The sequence below is a fragment of the Thermostichus sp. OS-CIW-26 genome (assembly GCF_054058395.1).
Map to the genome: position 1 here is coordinate 155,959 of NZ_JBSSAG010000002.1, position 15,902 is coordinate 171,860.

The following is a 15,902-nucleotide window of genomic DNA, read 5'->3' on the forward strand; positions in this document are numbered from 1 at the left end:
ATCCCCAGTGTTACTTTAGCCGACCGTGAAAGTCTAAGCGATTCCAAAGCAAACCACTGCTAGACTGTAGAATTGAATACAAAGTTGGCCAACTTCTGGCCAGTACCCTGTCTGCGCTGGCGCTCCTGAGAGCGGGCGTTTGACGTTCGGTCATCTCAGTGGGGAGGAGACACCGTGGCGACTGGTGGATATGCGTTGGTAGACAGCCTGCACCGGCATGGGGTGCAACACATCTTTGGCTATCCGGGGGGAGCCATCCTCCCCATCTACGACGAGCTGTACAAAGCCGAGTCTCAGGGGCTGCTCAAACATTACCTGGTACGCCACGAACAAGCGGCTGCCCACGCCGCCGACGGATATGCTCGCGCCACCGGCAAGGTGGGGGTGTGTTTTGCTACCTCTGGCCCAGGGGCGACCAACCTGGTGACGGGCATCGCCAACGCCATGATGGACTCTGTACCCATGGTGGTCATCACCGGGCAGGTGCCCCGCCATCTGATTGGCACCGACGGCTTCCAGGAGACGGACATCTTTGGCATCACCCTGCCCATTGTGAAGCACTCCTACGTGGTACGGGATCCGCGCCAAATGTCTCGGATCGTGGCAGAGGCTTTTCACATTGCCGGGACAGGGCGGCCCGGGCCGGTGCTGATCGACATCCCCAAAGATGTGGGCCTGGAAGAGTTTGACTATCAACCCGTCAGCGAGATCAACATCCCCGGCTACAAGCCCACCGTGCGTGGCAACCCACGGCAAATCCACACAGCGGCCAAGCTGATCCTGCAGGCCAAGCGGCCCTTGCTGTATGTGGGAGGTGGGGCGATCATCTCCGGTGCCCACGCCGAAATTGCCGAGCTGGCCCACACCTATCGGATCCCGGTGACCACCACCCTCATGGGCAAAGGGGCTTTCGATGAGAACGATCCCCTGTCGGTGGGGATGCTGGGCATGCACGGCACGGCCTATGCCAACTTCGCCGTCACCGAGTGCGACCTGCTCATTGCGGTGGGGGCCCGCTTTGACGATCGCGTGACCGGCAAGCTAGATGAATTTGCCAAGCACGCCAAAGTCATTCACATCGACATCGACCCAGCCGAGGTGGGCAAAAACCGTGCGCCCGATGTGCCGATTGTAGGGGATGTGCGCACTGTTCTGGTGGAGATGCTGGCTCAACTGAGCAAAATGCCTTCTACTCCAGGCCTAACTCAGGCCTGGCTGGATCGGATCGAGCGCTGGAAGCGGGACTATCCCCTGCAGGTGCCCAGCTACGAAGGCGTGATTGCCCCCCAACAGGTGATCGATGCCTTTCGTCGTCATGCTCCCCACGCCTACTACACCACCGATGTTGGCCAGCATCAGATGTGGGCGGCGCAGTTTCTGCGCAACGGGCCGCGCCAATGGATCTCCAGTTCTGGGCTGGGCACCATGGGCTACGGGTTCCCGGCGGCGATGGGGGTCAAGGTGGCCCTGCCGGATCAAGAGGTGATCTGCATCAGTGGCGACGCCAGCTTCCAGATGAACATGCAAGAGCTGGGCACAGTGGCTCAGTACGGCATTGCCACCAAAGTGGCCATCATCAACAACGGCTGGCAGGGCATGGTGCGGCAGTGGCAGCAGGCCTTCCACGGCGAGCGCTACTCCCACTCGGATATGTCTCCCGGAATGCCGGATTTTGTCAAGCTAGCCGAGGCTTTTGGGGTGAAAGGGATCCGCGTCGATCACCCCGACCAACTGGAAGATGCCATCCAGGAGATCCTCAAGCACGAGGGGCCGGTAGTGGCCGACTTTGTGGTCAAGCGGGACGAAAACTGCTACCCGATGGTGCCTGCCGGCAAAGCTAACTATCAGATGATCGGGCTGCCGGAGAAGCGGCAACTGGAACAAGCCGCCGAGCTGATCTACTGCCCCAATTGCGGCACCAAAAACCCCACCCTGCACAAGTTTTGCGCCGAGTGCGGCACCAAGCTCTAGAATCGGTGGCCTGGCCATCCGGCTAGGAAAGGTGGGATCCCAAGCTCTCTCTGCCGACTCCTGACCCTCACCCCCAGCCCTTCTCCCAAAGGGAGAGGAGAGTTGGGATCAACACTGCTTAGAGGGGTCGGTAAACCCGGTAGTTGATATTGGGGAAGATGTTGTCCATGTATTCCACCTTGGCCAGCCACTGCTCCTCTTCAGGGGTGGCTTTTTCTCGCCGAAACTGACCCTCTTTGATCTTCTCGTAGAGGTGGTTGAAGCGCAGCAGATGGGACTTGGTGCGGCGCACTGCATAGGGAACCATCGTCCCTGTGCGCATGATAAAAGCCCAGTCAGACGATTGAGCCAGTAGCAATTCTCGCGCCGCCTGGTTCAAGGCCCGCCATTCTAGGTCATCGGCAGGCTCGCGACGGCTCAGCTCGATCATCCGCTCGGTGGCCTTGTGCAGGTGGGGGTAGATCCAGGCGTTGGTGGGGTTGAGCCAGTACTCGTGGAAGCCGCGCGCCCCCCAACTGGACTGGGCAGGTTTGCACACCTGCTGGGTGGGGTTCTCCCGCAGGTACTCCGCCAGGTGAGTCATGCGGTAGGTGTTTTGGTCGAAGTAGCTCTTGCGGATGAGAAAATCCAAAAACCAAGGGCCCTCGTACCACCAGTGGCCGAACAACTCCGCATCGTAGGGGGCCACCACCAGCGGCGGGCGGCCCATGACGCTGTACAAATATTCGATTTGCCGCTGGCGATTGAACATAAAGTTGCCCGCATGCTCTGCCGCTTTCTCCCGCGCCCAATAGGGGTCGTAAAGCTGCTTTTGCCCCAGGTCCAGGTTGCGCCCGGTGATGCGGTGGTACTTGATGCCGGTGTTTTTCCGCTGGCCGTTGGGCATGATGTAAGGCTTGATGTACTCGTAGTCGGCCTCATACCCTAGGTCTTTGTAGAACTCGCGGTAAACCGGATCCCCTGGATAGCCCACCTCTGCCGACCACACCTGCTGCGAAGACTCGTGATCCCGACCGAAAACGGCGACGCCGGTCTCGGTAAAAATAGGGGCGTACATGCCGTAACGAGGCCGGGGCTTGGCGTAGAGAAGACCATGGGCGTCGGTGATCATGTAGCGCAGGCCGGCATCGGCAATCATCCGCTCCAGCCCTTGGTAATAGGCGCATTCCGGCAGCCAGATCCCCCGCGGCCACTGGCCAAAGTGTTCGTTGTAGTGCTCGCAGGCTACGATAAGCTGGGCCCAAACCGCCTGCGGGTACATCTGCATCAAGGGCAGGTAGCCGTGGGTAGCCCCACAGGTGATGATCTCCAGGTTGCCGCTGTCTTGAAACTGCTTAAAAGCCCGCACCAGATCCCGGTCGTAGCGCTCCCAGAGATCCCGCACCATGGCAAATTGCTTGATGTAGTGCTCGGCCAGGTAGCGAATGTGGCCGTTGGTGGTGTTTTTGTCGTACTCCAGTTGGGCCAGTTCTTCTAACTTGGTCAAGTAGTGGTCGTAGCGCTCCTGCAGCAAGGGATCCCGCAGCATCGACACCAAGGGCGGCGTCAGGGACATGGTGAAACGAAAGTCGATGCCATCTCGCTGTAGCCCCTCGAACATGTGCAGCAGCGGCACATAGGTCTCCGTGATGGCTTCGTAGAGCCATTCTTCCTCCAGCACAAAGTCTTGCTCAGGGTGGCGCACAAACGGCAGGTGCGCGTGGAGTACCAAGGCGAGATAACCCATGGCAGCCGGGGATCCTTACAGACAGGGAAAGATAACGGAGCAGACTTACCCTTCTCAGCAGCAAATCTGTAGAGAAGGTTAAGCCCAAGATTGCTACCTATCGTCCAGCATTTCGTCCTTGGGGTCAAGAGCTGGGATCGCTGGGGATCGCTGTTGGGCTCAGCGGTGACGAATGAAGTCGTAGATCTCCAGATACTCCTTGCCAGGATAGTTCCAGGAGTAGTCATAGCTCATGCCTTGAATCTGCAGTTGACGGAACTGGTCAGGAGCGGTGTACCAAAGGTCGATGGCCCGATCCAGAGCCGACTCCAAAGCAGCTGGATCTGTGTGATAAAAGACGTAGCCGTTGCGTTGCTCGGGCAATTTGTGGGGATCGTAGTCGCGGTCGAAGACGGTATCCACCAGGCCGCCCACTCCTCTCACCACCGGAACCGTGCCATACTTCAAGCCAATCAGCTGGGTGAGTCCACAGGGTTCGTAGTGGCTGGGCACTACGATGATGTCTGCCCCCGCATAGATAAGGTGGGAAAGTTCTTCGTTAAAGCCCAACTCAATGTGAACATCGGGGTTGTTGTTGAGGTAGCTTTTCTCGTGGGCAAACCAAGCGCCGATCCCTCGCTCCGTAGCGGATCCCAGCAGAACAAATTGGGCATTTTTGAACAGGGAGCGGTAGATGGCATGATGCACCAAATGCACGCCCTTTTGCTCGTCCAATCGCCCGATATAGGCCACGATAGGCTTGTCAACATCCTGCAGTAGCAGCCGATCCCGCAGAGCTTTTTTGTTTTTAGCTTTATTTTCCAGCGTTTGAGCAGTGTAGCGCACGGGGATAAAGCGGTCGATCTCCGGGTTCCAAATGTCGTAATCGATGCCATTCAAAACGCCGCGAAACTTGTGCCGGTGCAAGTAGAGGGTATGGCCAAGTCCATAGCCGTAGTCGCCAAATTGCACCTCCAGCGCGTGATTGGGAGAGACCGTAGTGACAAAGTTGGAAAAAACAATTCCCCCCTTCATAAAGTTGAGAGAAAAGGGGTTGAAGTTATCGCGCAAACGGTCGTAGTGGAAGTAGTAGGGTTCGCGGTTGAGGCCGGTAGCCCAAAGAATCTCTGGGCCGCCAAAGCCTTGGTGTTTGAAGTTGTGAACGGTGTAGCACACCCGCTGGTTTCCCATGCCGTGGTACTTGTAGATCTCAAACAGCAGCACCGGTACCAACCCTGTCTGCCAGTCGTGGCAATGGATGATGTCGGGGCGCTTGTTGCTTTGTAGGAGAAACTCTAGAGCCGCCTTGCTGAAAAAAGCAAAACGCATGTTGTCATCCGGGCAGCCGTAATAACACCCGCGATTAAAGAAGTTGTCTCCTGAGTGAGGCTCAATAAAAAAGCAAAGGCGGCCATGCACCCAGCCGCAGTACACCGAGCAGTGAATGGCTCCCCCGTACCAGGGCACCCAGAGATCGCGATAGGCGTCGTGCAAACCCCAGATCTGGTCGTAGCGCATGGTGTCATACTTGGGCAAAACCAGCTCGACACAGTGCCCCCGCACTTCCAGCTCCCGGCTGAGGCCGTACACCACATCCCCCAGTCCCCCCGCCTTGATGACCGGGGCACATTCAGACGCAATCTGCACGATGTACATTTCGAGATCTCCTGTAGCAGAGCCTTACCTTTCTTCACAAAACGATAATCGTTTTTGGCCCCGACAGAACATCCCTCGCAGCGGCAAGGGATCCCCACAATTAGGGATCCTCACTTTAGATAACCTCTGGGCAGACTGGGTTCAGGCTCAAGCGGCGCCATTTGCTCAGGAACCTGATCTACGGGAGCAGCTCTCTACGGAATTAGGGTCATTTGATTCAAACTAGGGCCCTGCACCCCCACTCAAAACGTTGGTCGCGTCAGCGTTGCGGAGCGATAATGCACAAGGCCAGAAGGCTTTTCTCAATAGCCCAGGCGTCTTACCCTAACCTGAAACGGCTATGAACGGTTGACCCCGGCATATGGGCACCGTTCTTCGATCCGAGTGTGCAGCTCATCTTCCGAGAAAGCAGCAACCGAAGTACCCTGTTTAGGATCTAGGCATGCCAGAGAAGGGGGCCGGATGGATCCCGGCTTTGCCAAACCAGAACGTTTTTCACATGGGATCTATGAGCACCGTTCCTCAGGCAGGGATCCTTCAAGGTCACGCGAACTCAATACCACTGCTGAGCGTAAAGGCGCTGCACCAAATAAAACACGAATAGGTTGACATCCACGCGCCGCTCGTCGATCATAAAAGACTCGATGGTGCTGGCCGGGGATCCTTCGGTGGTACAGCGGAAGAACTTGCGGCCATTCAAGGATCCCTCAGCAAACAGCACGCTAAATTGCTTCTTGCCTCCTGCAAACGCGCCGACCAGCGTCTTGCCTTCCAGGCGCAGCTCCAGATCGCTGACTCCGCGCTTTTGAAAAGCCGCAATGGCCGCCGGGATCACCTCTTCCGTGATCTGTTGCTCGAAGGGCTTTTCTTCCTTAGCAACTTTTTTCGCAGCGGCTTTGGGGGAATCCTCAGCAGCAGGCTTGGCAGCTTCAGCGGGTTTCTCGGCAGCAGCGGCCTCGGGGGTGGGTTCTCCAGACATGGGGAAACGCTCCGACAATCAGATGGGTAAAAGCCTTAGATGCAGAACAATCAAAAACTCTGTCCAGAACCGGCAAAGAGCTAGCCCTTGGGGATGTATTGGCCGACAATTTCTTCAGCAGGGATCTGTGGAAAGCCCATGCTGAAGTTGGGGGCACGCCCCTGCAGGTTGTAGGCAATCTCCCCTTGCTTGAGCAGGGAGCGGATGAAATGTTCCAGGTCAGACCCAATGCGGCGGATGTTGTACTCGGTCAAATCTCGCCCTCGGTACTCTTCCACCAGTTCCTCGAAACGGGCATAGACCTTCTGGAGCGCAGCATCCGTCCAGACCAGCTCGTTGTCCGGATCCACATCGAGAGTAAACAGGTCGTCGCGGGGCACGAAGTTGTTGTCGGCAGTAACTTCACCGGCAAAGATATGGACGTGACGAGTGGTGCATTTCAGCATTGCGATGGCTCCGCTCCGGATCTAACCTGCTAAACAGCGTATCATTACCTAGCGCTTGTGGGGGATCCGCTATTTGCCCTCGACTTGTTCCGGCCCTCTCTATGTCTGCTGTTAATGTCTGCTGTTATTCCCCAACTGGAACGCCTGCACATAGAGGTGACCAACGTTTGCAACTTTAAGTGCGAGTTTTGTCCAGATGGGATCATGCAACGGCGGCGGGGGCACATGGAGCCCGCTCTGCTGGAGCAGATTTTGGAGGAAGTAGCGGCAACAGGGCTGGCCCGCGTGATGGCTTTTCACCTGATGGGGGAGCCGCTGCTCTACCCATACCTTTTCGAGGGTATTCGCAGGGCCGCTGAGCTTGGCCTTCGCCTGCACCTGACCAGCAACGGCAGCACCTTTGCCCTCTGGCCGGAGCACATTGAAAAGCTGAACCGCAGCCCCTTTGCTAAGCTAACCATTTCCCTGCAAACTCCCGATCCAGTCACCTTCAGCATTCGCGGAGCACCTCCCCGCCTCACGCCGGAGCGCTACTTTGCTGGGATTACCCAATTTCTGCAGGTGCACTTGCGCTCCTCCAGCCCTACGCAGGTGCATCTCAAATTCCTGGATACTAGCCCCCACCCGTTTTTGGTGCCGCATAAGGCTCTTTCGGTGATCGATTCTGCACAGCAGATGCGCGCTCAGCTCTCGGCTTGGGCCAGACGAGCTTTGCAAGGGATCCCGGATGCACCGGCTCTCGATTGGGTAGAAGCCCAGATTGCTACTTACCGACCGGGCCGCTGGCAGCAGATCCGCATCCATCCCCGCTTGGTTTTGGAAACGTTTCCCTTGGACAGTTGGGGCAACGTGGAGACAGACCGGGTAATCCCAGCTCGCTGGGGATACTGCAATGGCGCTTCCGGTCAGGCGGGGATCCTCTACGACGGCACGGTGGTGCCCTGTTGCAAGGACTATGAAGGGCAAATCCCGCTGGGGCAAGTGACGCTGGGGGGATCCCTGGCCGAGATTTTGCGGGGCCAACCGGCCTGTGCGCTGCGGCGGGGGTTCAATCGTCTGCAGGTGAACCATCCCGTTTGCCAGCGCTGTATGGGTGGAGACACTTGCATCAAAGCCTTGGCCAGACAAGTGGGTTCCGTTGTCTACTTCAAGGTGTATCGGCCTTGGAAACAGAGGCTGGATCCCGGTTGGGGACAAGTGTAGACAGTTTCGGGAAAAGTCAACGCCCCACAGCAGCGGTTTCCCTGCCGTGGGCATAGCAACAACGTGACTTTCTTTCGTGATTTCTTCTAAGGGGCTCACGCATTGGGAGGAAGTTCCAAGGCCAGCGGCCCCAGCAAGCCCTTGCGATAGTCGTTGAGAATTTGCCGTGCTGCCCGTTGAGGATCCCCTTGATACCGCCGCTCGGCCAACTCCTGCACTGCGGCACCACCGGGAGGGATCGGATCCGGCCAACCGTAGCGCCTTTGTAGGAGAGATCGGGCTTGGGGCTGCACCCTCAGCACTTGATCCAAAAAGTGGGCCGCCACCCGTTCGGGATCGTAGGCCGCTTCGCCGATGTCATCGCAGATGGCCAACAGAGAAGCCGCCTGTTGATCCGGCAGAGAGGGCGGTAGGATGCCCGGCGAGTCCAACAGATCCAACTCTCCCCCCAGCCGCACCCACCGCAGTTGCCGCGTCACTCCAGGACGTGCTGCGCTCTCGGCTGCCCGCCGCCCCAAAAGCCGATTCAGCAGAGCAGATTTGCCCACATTGGGAAAGCCCACCACCACCGCCCGAACGGCCCGCGGTCGCATTCCCCGCTGTTGACGCCGCATATTGACCGATTGCCCCAGTTGCAAGACCGCCTGCTTGAGGCGATTCACCCCTTCTCCTGAGCGGCCATTGGTGGGATAGACAGGGATCCCTTGCCGTAAAAAATACTCCTGCCAAGCTTTCAGATCCCCAGCCTCAATGCAGTCCGCCCTGTTCAGAGCCAGGAGGCGAGGTTTTTCCCCCAGCCACCGGCCCAGCTCAGGATGACGACTGGCCAACGGGATCCGCGCATCCAACACCTCGATGACTGCATCCACCCGCTGCAACTCTTCCCGCAACTGGCCAATTGCCTTGGCAATATGGCCGGGATACCACTGGATGGCCAGAGAACTCATGCCGCCAGAACCCTAGAAGTGGACAGCAGAAATCAACAGTGGGATCCAATCTAGCCCGATTCCCCAAAAGAGGCTCGACCTGCCGGCTGAAGTAGCCAATAATACAACGTGAGTGCCGCTGGGATCCCTTTCCTGGGCAACCTAATGTTTAACCAACGGGGGTGCGGGGGCAACAAGCCCCGCGCTCTACCCGCAGGGTTAGCGTCGGGATACATGGATCCCTGCATGCTATACCATTATCTTTTTTCTTTTTAGTACCCAGGAATGCTGGGGAAGGGAAACCACCTGTCCAGTTGTTCTGTCGGGGGTCGTAGACCTAGACAAGTGGCGTGGGGTAGGAATACCCAACCGCGAGGTAAAGACTCCATCCCGCTGACGCCAAGGGAAGCCCGCGCTCTGTCCGTAGGACGAGCGCCGGGAGGATGTCACGAATGCTAGGGTCTGTAACAGAGGGGAGCTTGCTCAAGATCGACAGGGATCCTCAGCCAGCCGAGCCAAAGCTTCCAAATCAGCACCCACCACGCGGTTGAGAATCCATTCGGGATGTTGCTGGGCACCCATGCGTCGATAGAACTCAATCGCCGGCTGGTTCCAATCCAAAACCATCCACTCCAGCCGCCCATATCCTTTGGCCACCGCCTCCTGAGCCACCCGCGCCAGGAGCGCTTTGCCAATGCCTCTGCCGCGAAACTCCGGCAACACGAACAGATCCTCAAGGTAAATCCCTGGTCGGGTCAGGAACGTGGAAAAATTGCGGAAGTAGAGGGCAAATCCCACCGCTCGCCCCTCCACTTCTGCCAACAACGCCGAGGCCAAAGCCTCTGGGCCAAACAAATAGTGGCGCAACAGATCAGCGGATCCCGTTACCAGGTGGCTCAGCTTCTCGTACTCGGCCAAGGCGCAGATGAGGTCAAACAAAACGGGCACATCTAAGGCAGTGGCAGGACGGATTTCCATACTTTTGCCTGGCTTCACAACCAATTCCTTGAATTTCCTGAGATACCGGCACGAGAACAGACCACAGTTTATTCTTGTTGTGGACAGAACGCCCAGGCAGCATCTTTTGGACGCGCAGCGTGGTGGGGGCAGCGGCAGGGGCCCAGAGGACTCACCGCACAAGGCAGGTAGGGTGACCGAGAAAAGTAACGGCAGAAGGGATCCCAGGGCAAGCCACAAGAGAGAGTTGGTACGGCCCGGTGGGCGCGCTCGTCCCGGATTGAGAAGCGACGGGATCCACTCTTTTCCAGCAGAGGGATCAACTGCGCCAAGAACGTCAGCCCTAACCACAAACCAACTCCCACTCAGCGCTTGCACAATTGCCCTCCCCCGTCGGCCAACAGCGTTGTCTTCCAACCAGAATCAGCCTCGGCCAGCCTGCTTGCCCAGGACTAGCGTGGCAGCCCGTTTTGGAGCTGTCCTTCCCTGCCGGCAAGAACCCGAGAAAAACCGATTAGAGTGAAATATGGACTGACCCGCTGAGCCTTCCGATTCCATGACCACCTCCACCCTTGATGCTGCTGCCATCCTTGAAGCGTTGCGCCCTGTTCAAGATCCGGAGCTGCGCCGCAGCCTGGTGGAACTGAACATGATCCGGGATATTCGCGTCGAGCCTGGGCGAGTGGCCTTTACCCTGGTGCTGACCACGCCGGCCTGCCCTTTGCGAGAATCCATTGTCGAGGAGTGCAAAGCTGCCATCCGCCAGCTGGCCCCCATCGAAGCCATTGATGTTACGGTAACGGCAGAAACCCCCCGTTCCCCTTCCCTGCCGAATCGCCAGTCCATCCCCGGTGTGCGCAACATCATCGCCATTTCCAGCGGCAAGGGGGGAGTGGGCAAAACTTCGGTGTCGGTAAATGTGGCCGTGGCGCTGGCCCAAAGTGGAGCGCGGGTGGGGCTGCTGGATGCCGACATTTACGGCCCCAATGTGCCGCTGATGCTGGGCCTGCAGGATCGGTCTCTGGTTGTGCAAAAACGGGAGGACGGCGGCGAGGATATCTTCCCCCTGGAAAATTACGGCGTCAAGATGGTGTCGATGGGCCTCTTGGTGGGACGGGATCAGCCGGTGATCTGGCGGGGGCCAATGTTAAACGGGGTGATCCGGCAATTTCTCTATCAGGTGCAGTGGGGAGAGTTGGACTACTTGGTTGTGGATATGCCCCCCGGCACCGGCGATGCCCAATTGACCCTAGTGCAGGCAGTGCCGCTGGCAGGAGCTGTGATCGTCACCACGCCACAATCGGTGGCCCTGCTGGACAGTCGCAAGGGCTTGAACATGTTTCGGCAGTTGGGGGTGCCCATCCTGGGTATTGTGGAAAACATGAGCTACTTCATCCCGCCCGACCTGCCGGATCGCCAGTACGATATTTTCGGCTCGGAAGGGGGAGAGACCACGGCCCGCGAGCTTGGTGTCCCGCTGCTGGGGCGGATCCCGCTGGAAATCGCCCTGCGCCAAGGGGGAGATATGGGTACGCCTATTGTCATCGGCCAACCTGAGTCGGCTTCAGCCCGGGCCTTGAAGCAGATTGCCAAAACCTTGGCAGGCCGCGTTTCGATGCTGGCTTTGGGGGCAGGCTAGAAGCGCTCTGCTTCCACCAACGAGACCCCGAAGCTGCGTCCCCCCACCACAATCCCCTCTTGGGCCTTGCCGCGCACGGTTACAGTGCTGTTCATGGCCGGCAGCCCCTTGTCGGTGATGACCCAAAGGGAACCGCTGTTGTCTTGGAGCTCATACACACCCTGGCCGAACACCCCTATCTGGTTCACCACGCGACCGCGGACATACACATCGGTGTAGCGGGAGGGATTTTGCTCTACGGTGGCGATGGGAGTTGTGCCGATGCCCAGACGCGCCAGTTGCCCACACCCTGCCAGGGCTAAGCTGAGGCCCAGCAGGAGCGCCAGGGATCCGCCGCGGAACGATTGGCCAAGTTGCTGTTTCATGGGTTGCTTCCATTACGAGCACCTGCTCCCACCATAGCAAGCCGGCAGCCGATCCACGGCCAAGTCAGAACTTCTCGCCAATGCCGAAGTGCAGTTGGCCTTGGCCAGCGCCACCTTGCCCGATGGCGTAGTCGATGCGCAACGGCCCCAAGGGAGATTGGATGCGAATGCCGACCCCCAGCCCCAAACCACTGCCCGGCTTGTTGCGCACCAGGGCAGGATTGCCGGCCACCGCAGCTCCACTGCCCAAATCGGTGCCGTAGTCGGCAAAGACCACTGCCCCCACCGGGTCGAAAATGGGAAAGCGCAATTCGGCGGTTGCGGTGGCAAAGCTGCGACCGGAACCGATACCCCCCTCGAAAAAGCCCCGCACCGAGTTGCCGCCACCAATGGCAAAAGCATCGTAGGGAGCCAAGTCGCCGATGGTCGTGCCTGCTCGCACATCAAAGGCCAATACCTGCGGTCGCTCGCTGCGGGTTTCAAACAGGTTGACGGGAATGAACTGGCTGTAGCCGGCCTCGAGGCGGTTGGCATTCAAGCCATTTTGAAACAGACGTACCGACTGTTCTGTGGAGATGCGAAAGACCGAGCCCTGGCTGGGGCTGTTGGGGTTGTCGCGGGCGTCGTTGACGAGGCCAAACCGCAAGGTGGTGTAGCTGTCTTGGCCGCTCTCGCTGAAGGTAATCGGGTTGCCCAGCACATCGAAGCGCTGCTGCTCCCCGTTGCTGTTGCGAGCTTCTACAAATTGGATGCGGGTGCCCAAGCTGGCCCGCCAATTGCCCCCAATCGGGCGAGAGAAAGTCACCCCGCCGCCAAGACGGTTGATGCGCACGGGATCCCCATTGGGCAGGGTGAATCCCTCATTAAAGACAAAGCTGGAGCTCTGCTGGTTGGAGATGTTGACGTTGTAGGAGGTGGGAATGTCCAGCGTGGCAATCCGCGGGTCGGTGAAGTTTAAGTCGAAGAGGGTTTCGTTGGTGCCCACCTGCACGTTGAAGCTGGCACTTTGGTTGTTGCCGCCCAAGTTTTGTTCGGAGACGTTGAGGCCGGCGAAGACCCCTGTGGCGGAGCTAACGCCGATGGTGCCGCCCAAGGTACCGGTGCGACGTTCTTCCACGTTCACCACCACCACCACCTTGTCGGGATCCTGGCCGGGGTTGAGCCCCACATTCACATCTTGAAACAGGTTGAGATTAAAAACCGCCTGCAGGTCTTCCTGGATTTGGTTGCGGTTAAACACATCCCCCGGCTTGGACTTCAACTCGCGGGTGATGATGAAGTCACGGGTTTTGGTGTTGCCCTGAACGCGAATATCCTCGATCACCCCTTCGGCGATTTCCAGGGTGATGGTGCCGTCTTCAGAGGAGCGCACATCCGTCACTTTGGCCAGCACGTAACCCTTATCGGCGTACCACTGCTCGATCTCGGCCACAGCCAGTTGCAGCTCGCCGAAGTTGAGCACCCGCCCTTCCTGGTCGGCAAAGGCGGCCCGCAGCACTTCCGGATCCAGAACTTTCGCCCCTTCTGTGCGCACCGCTTTGAGAATGGGGTTGGGCTTGACCTCAAAGGTGACCCGCACTCCCAAGGGTGTATCGGAAGGCACCGCCCGCACATCGGCAAACAAACCGGTGGCAAACACGGCATTGATGTCTTCCCGCAACTGGGATCGGGTGGAAACCTCGCCGGCGCGGGTGCGGATGACGCTGTAAACCCGGTTGATCAGCTCCGGATCTTCAGTGCCCTCAACCACTACCTCCGCTACCAACACTTCTGGCTCGCCGGCAGTGGGGGGTGGGGTGGGGGAGGGCTGGGCGGGGGTGTCGCCACCGGTGCGCAGGTCGAGGGTGCCGGGCTGAGGAACCGATTGCGCCCAAGCCGGGGATCCCATCAGCAGAGCGCTACGGGACGCTTCAGCAAACGCAAAAGCGGTGCAGAGCACCATCCCGCGGGTGAGCGCTGAAGTTAGCCAAGGGCGAAGTTGCCTGGAACGATTCATGGGGATCCCTCGCACACCAAAAAGCAAGATTGCAGAGCCGGGCCAAGCTTGCGTTAAAACCCTCTGCCGCCCAGCAGCGGACAATTGCCCTGGATTATATCAATCCCCATCCACCCAGATCCGAGCGTGGCCGCGAACCGGATTGCGGACTTGGGCAGTCTGGAGTGCAAAAAGCAGCCTCCCCCGCTCAAGGCAGGCGCAGGGATCCCCTACAGCGCTGGCCGCAAGACCTCGGCTCGACTTCCTCGGCAGCTAGGTTGACTTGGGAGTTGAGGATGACGACGGTGATGGGAGCAGGAGTGGGAGGCAAAGAGCGGCTGCTCCTCCAGCCCCAACTGTCGGCGTACTGTTGTGGGGGAACGTTGGGCAGGATCAGGACGGTGTTTTGCAGGACGTTGCTTTGCAGGGTGGTGGCGTTGCCGTTCAGGATCGCCATCTGCTGGGTGTGGGAAGTCTGAGCCAGGACGGCTGGAGCAAACCCGAAGCCGAGCAGAGCTGCCACTCCGGGGAGGAGGAGTTGGGTGGACAACATCGAGGATTCTCCACAAGACGCCAGGATGCCGACACTTTAGCTTGCTTTGCCCTCCGCTGAGTTGCCGCAAAAAAAGCTACGTGATGGGGAGGGATCCCTGCTGGGGACGTACAGCCGCGCGGCCCAAACCCACAAAAAGGCCTGCAGAGAGTACTCTGTGCAGGCCCGTCTTGCTCGTCTGGATTGTCTTGATGGAGCTCAGAAGGAGAAACCGGCCCCCGCTCAGGAGCCGCAGGGGAAAATCAGCTCTCCGGCTCAAACACCTTCAGATCCACCACCTTCCCCCCTTGGAAAGTCCAGTGGGCAAAGGTGCCGGCCACCTCCCCATTCTCATCGAAGTTGATGGATCCAGAGGCGCCGGTGTAGAAGATGTCTTCCCCTTTGCCGATCAGCTCCACCGCCTTGGCCCACTCTCCGGGCAGGATCTCGGTGCCGGGGGGATTGGCCACTTCCCGCAAAGCATCCCGAACAGCAGTGCCATCGGTGCTGCCGGCTTTCTGAATGGCCAGAGCCAGGACAAAAGCGGCATCGTAGGCGGTGTCGATGTAGGGGGTGGGGGGCAGCTCCCCGTAGGCGGCTTTGTAGGCTTCGGCAAAGATTTGGTAAGCCTTGCTATCGGTGAGGGCCTGGGGCGAAACGCCGATGGATCCCTCTAGCTTTTCGGCTCCCACCTGGGCTGCCACATCGGGAGAGCGCATGCCATCGGTGAAGACAAAGCGGTCAAACAGTCCTTCTTCCAAAGCTTGCCGCAAAATGACCACACCGTTTTCGGGGTAGCCGATCAGCACCAATGCCTGGGGATCCCCTTCCTTCAGTTGGGTCAGCTCACTGCGATAGGAAGCCTTGCCGGGCTCGTAGGGAACCGACTTGGTGATGGTGCCGCCCCGCTTTTCAAAAGCCGTCTTAAAGCTGTCGGCAAGGCCCTGGCCGTAGTCGTTGTTAATGTAAATAATGGCCAGGCGCTCCAGCTTCTCTTCACGGGTGATCTGGGCCAAGGCCACCCCTTGGTAGGCGTCGGAAGGAACCGTGCGAAACAGAAAATCGTTGTCCTCCAGGGTGGTGATGGTGGGGGCGGTGGAAGCGGGGGAAATTTGCGGGATCCGATTGGGAACAGAAACCGTCGTGGCCACCGGGATGGTGATGCCACTGCCCAAGGCGCCGATAATGCCGGTCACCTTCTCCACGTTGACCAACCGCTGAGCTGCGTCGATAGCTGGCTGAGCCGACGTCTGGTCATCCGCTTCGACCACTTGGGCAGGGGATCCCAAAATGCCACCGGCGGCGTTGATTTGGTCAATCGCCAGCTTGATCCCCTTGAGGCAGTTTTCCCCGAAGGCCTGCAGATCCCCGGTAAGAGACATCAAGGCCCCGATTTTGACCGGCCCTTGAGTGGCCTGCTGAGCCGTGCTGGGCAGCAGAGTGGTGGCAAGAGCAGCCGCCGTCAGGGCAGCCGCCGCTGCAAAGGCCCGTCGGGTGAGTTTATTCATGCGAGACATAGCCGACAACCTCCTGTGAGGGAAGGGAAAG

General features: G+C 58.8%; 13 protein-coding genes and 1 pseudogene. 3 read left to right on the forward strand and 11 right to left on the reverse strand.

The genetic code is table 11. From position 1 onward, the window contains the following. Positions 1 to 171 precede the first annotated feature (171 nt). A pseudogene (ilvB, locus tag ACVW0C_RS01730) lies at positions 172 to 1,971 on the forward strand (biosynthetic-type acetolactate synthase large subunit); the annotation flags it as partial. 118 nt (positions 1,972 to 2,089) lie between these two features. Here the strand turns inward: ilvB and ACVW0C_RS01735 are convergent. The 4 genes from ACVW0C_RS01735 to ACVW0C_RS01750 form a co-directional block, all read right to left on the reverse strand. Beyond that, a complete protein-coding gene (locus tag ACVW0C_RS01735; RefSeq protein WP_457384135.1) occupies positions 2,090 to 3,697 on the reverse strand; it encodes a glycoside hydrolase family 57 protein in 1,608 nt (535 codons plus the stop codon). 159 nt (positions 3,698 to 3,856) lie between these two features. Then, on the reverse strand, positions 3,857 to 5,332 hold the full coding sequence (gene glgA / locus ACVW0C_RS01740) for a glycogen synthase GlgA (protein ID WP_457384136.1): 1,476 nt from the start codon (positions 5,330 to 5,332) through the stop codon (positions 3,857 to 3,859). A 553-nt stretch (positions 5,333 to 5,885) separates the two neighbouring features. Beyond that, a complete protein-coding gene (locus tag ACVW0C_RS01745) occupies positions 5,886 to 6,311 on the reverse strand; it encodes a DUF2996 domain-containing protein (protein ID WP_011432290.1) in 426 nt (141 codons plus the stop codon). A gap of 80 nt (positions 6,312 to 6,391) precedes the next feature. Then, a complete protein-coding gene (locus tag ACVW0C_RS01750; protein ID WP_011432289.1) occupies positions 6,392 to 6,757 on the reverse strand; it encodes an NAD(P)H-quinone oxidoreductase subunit M in 366 nt (121 codons plus the stop codon). Positions 6,758 to 6,871: 114 nt separating this feature from the next. Between ACVW0C_RS01750 and ACVW0C_RS01755 the strand changes: the two genes are divergently transcribed. Then, a complete protein-coding gene (locus ACVW0C_RS01755; protein WP_414330230.1) occupies positions 6,872 to 7,960 on the forward strand; it encodes a radical SAM/SPASM domain-containing protein in 1,089 nt (362 codons plus the stop codon). A 95-nt stretch (positions 7,961 to 8,055) separates the two neighbouring features. Here the strand turns inward: ACVW0C_RS01755 and ylqF are convergent, their stop codons facing one another. The 3 genes from ylqF to ACVW0C_RS01770 form a co-directional block, all read right to left on the reverse strand. Then, positions 8,056 to 8,907, reverse strand: coding sequence for a ribosome biogenesis GTPase YlqF (gene ylqF / locus ACVW0C_RS01760; RefSeq protein WP_457384137.1), 852 nt, complete (start codon positions 8,905 to 8,907; stop codon positions 8,056 to 8,058). 462 nt (positions 8,908 to 9,369) lie between these two features. Continuing rightward, the gene (locus tag ACVW0C_RS01765; RefSeq protein ID WP_457384138.1) at positions 9,370 to 9,864 is read right to left on the reverse strand and encodes an N-acetyltransferase family protein; all 495 of its coding nucleotides are present in this window, start codon (positions 9,862 to 9,864) and stop codon (positions 9,370 to 9,372) included. 68 nt (positions 9,865 to 9,932) lie between these two features. Continuing rightward, on the reverse strand, positions 9,933 to 10,208 hold the full coding sequence (locus ACVW0C_RS01770; RefSeq protein WP_457384139.1) for a DUF6464 family protein: 276 nt from the start codon (positions 10,206 to 10,208) through the stop codon (positions 9,933 to 9,935). Positions 10,209 to 10,399: 191 nt separating this feature from the next. Between ACVW0C_RS01770 and ACVW0C_RS01775 the strand changes: the two genes are divergently transcribed. Further along, a complete protein-coding gene (locus ACVW0C_RS01775; protein WP_457384140.1) occupies positions 10,400 to 11,482 on the forward strand; it encodes an Mrp/NBP35 family ATP-binding protein in 1,083 nt (360 codons plus the stop codon). On the opposite strand, the gene ACVW0C_RS01780 is transcribed toward ACVW0C_RS01775, so the two are convergent. The 4 genes from ACVW0C_RS01780 to ACVW0C_RS01795 all read right to left on the reverse strand — a co-directional run bounded on the left by ACVW0C_RS01780 (position 11,479) and on the right by ACVW0C_RS01795 (position 15,871). Continuing rightward, positions 11,479 to 11,847, reverse strand: a complete 369-nt coding sequence (locus ACVW0C_RS01780; RefSeq protein ID WP_414347463.1) for a hypothetical protein — start codon at positions 11,845 to 11,847, stop codon at positions 11,479 to 11,481. The genes ACVW0C_RS01775 and ACVW0C_RS01780 overlap by 4 nt on opposite strands. 64 nt (positions 11,848 to 11,911) lie before the next feature. Continuing rightward, entirely contained in the window at positions 11,912 to 13,843 is a 1,932-nt protein-coding gene (locus ACVW0C_RS01785; protein ID WP_457384141.1) for a BamA/TamA family outer membrane protein, read from the reverse strand. 187 nt (positions 13,844 to 14,030) lie between these two features. Further along, positions 14,031 to 14,375: a hypothetical protein gene (locus tag ACVW0C_RS01790; RefSeq protein WP_011432412.1), complete on the reverse strand. Its 345-nt coding sequence runs from the start codon at positions 14,373 to 14,375 to the stop codon at positions 14,031 to 14,033. Positions 14,376 to 14,617: 242 nt separating this feature from the next. After that, a complete protein-coding gene (locus ACVW0C_RS01795; protein ID WP_457384142.1) occupies positions 14,618 to 15,871 on the reverse strand; it encodes an ABC transporter substrate-binding protein in 1,254 nt (417 codons plus the stop codon). Between the last annotated feature and the right edge of the window lie 31 nt (positions 15,872 to 15,902).

Bases quoted from the DNA above. Each gene is read 5' to 3' on its own strand.
- ACVW0C_RS01790 (WP_011432412.1), bottom strand. From the start codon at position 14,375: ATGTTGTCCACCCAACTCCTCCTCCCCGGAGTGGCAGCTCTGCTCGGC.
- ACVW0C_RS01795 (WP_457384142.1), bottom strand. From the start codon at position 15,871: ATGTCTCGCATGAATAAACTCACCCGACGGGCCTTTGCAGCGGCGGCT.
- ACVW0C_RS01755 (WP_414330230.1), top strand. From the start codon at position 6,872: ATGTCTGCTGTTATTCCCCAACTGGAACGCCTGCACATAGAGGTGACC.
- ACVW0C_RS01780 (WP_414347463.1), bottom strand. From the start codon at position 11,847: ATGAAACAGCAACTTGGCCAATCGTTCCGCGGCGGATCCCTGGCGCTC.
- glgA (WP_457384136.1), bottom strand. From the start codon at position 5,332: ATGTACATCGTGCAGATTGCGTCTGAATGTGCCCCGGTCATCAAGGCG.
- ACVW0C_RS01775 (WP_457384140.1), top strand. From the start codon at position 10,400: ATGACCACCTCCACCCTTGATGCTGCTGCCATCCTTGAAGCGTTGCGC.
- ACVW0C_RS01745 (WP_011432290.1), bottom strand. From the start codon at position 6,311: ATGTCTGGAGAACCCACCCCCGAGGCCGCTGCTGCCGAGAAACCCGCT.
- ACVW0C_RS01750 (WP_011432289.1), bottom strand. From the start codon at position 6,757: ATGCTGAAATGCACCACTCGTCACGTCCATATCTTTGCCGGTGAAGTT.
- ylqF (WP_457384137.1), bottom strand. From the start codon at position 8,907: ATGAGTTCTCTGGCCATCCAGTGGTATCCCGGCCATATTGCCAAGGCA.
- ACVW0C_RS01765 (WP_457384138.1), bottom strand. From the start codon at position 9,864: ATGGAAATCCGTCCTGCCACTGCCTTAGATGTGCCCGTTTTGTTTGAC.
- ACVW0C_RS01785 (WP_457384141.1), bottom strand. From the start codon at position 13,843: ATGAATCGTTCCAGGCAACTTCGCCCTTGGCTAACTTCAGCGCTCACC.
- ACVW0C_RS01735 (WP_457384135.1), bottom strand. From the start codon at position 3,697: ATGGGTTATCTCGCCTTGGTACTCCACGCGCACCTGCCGTTTGTGCGC.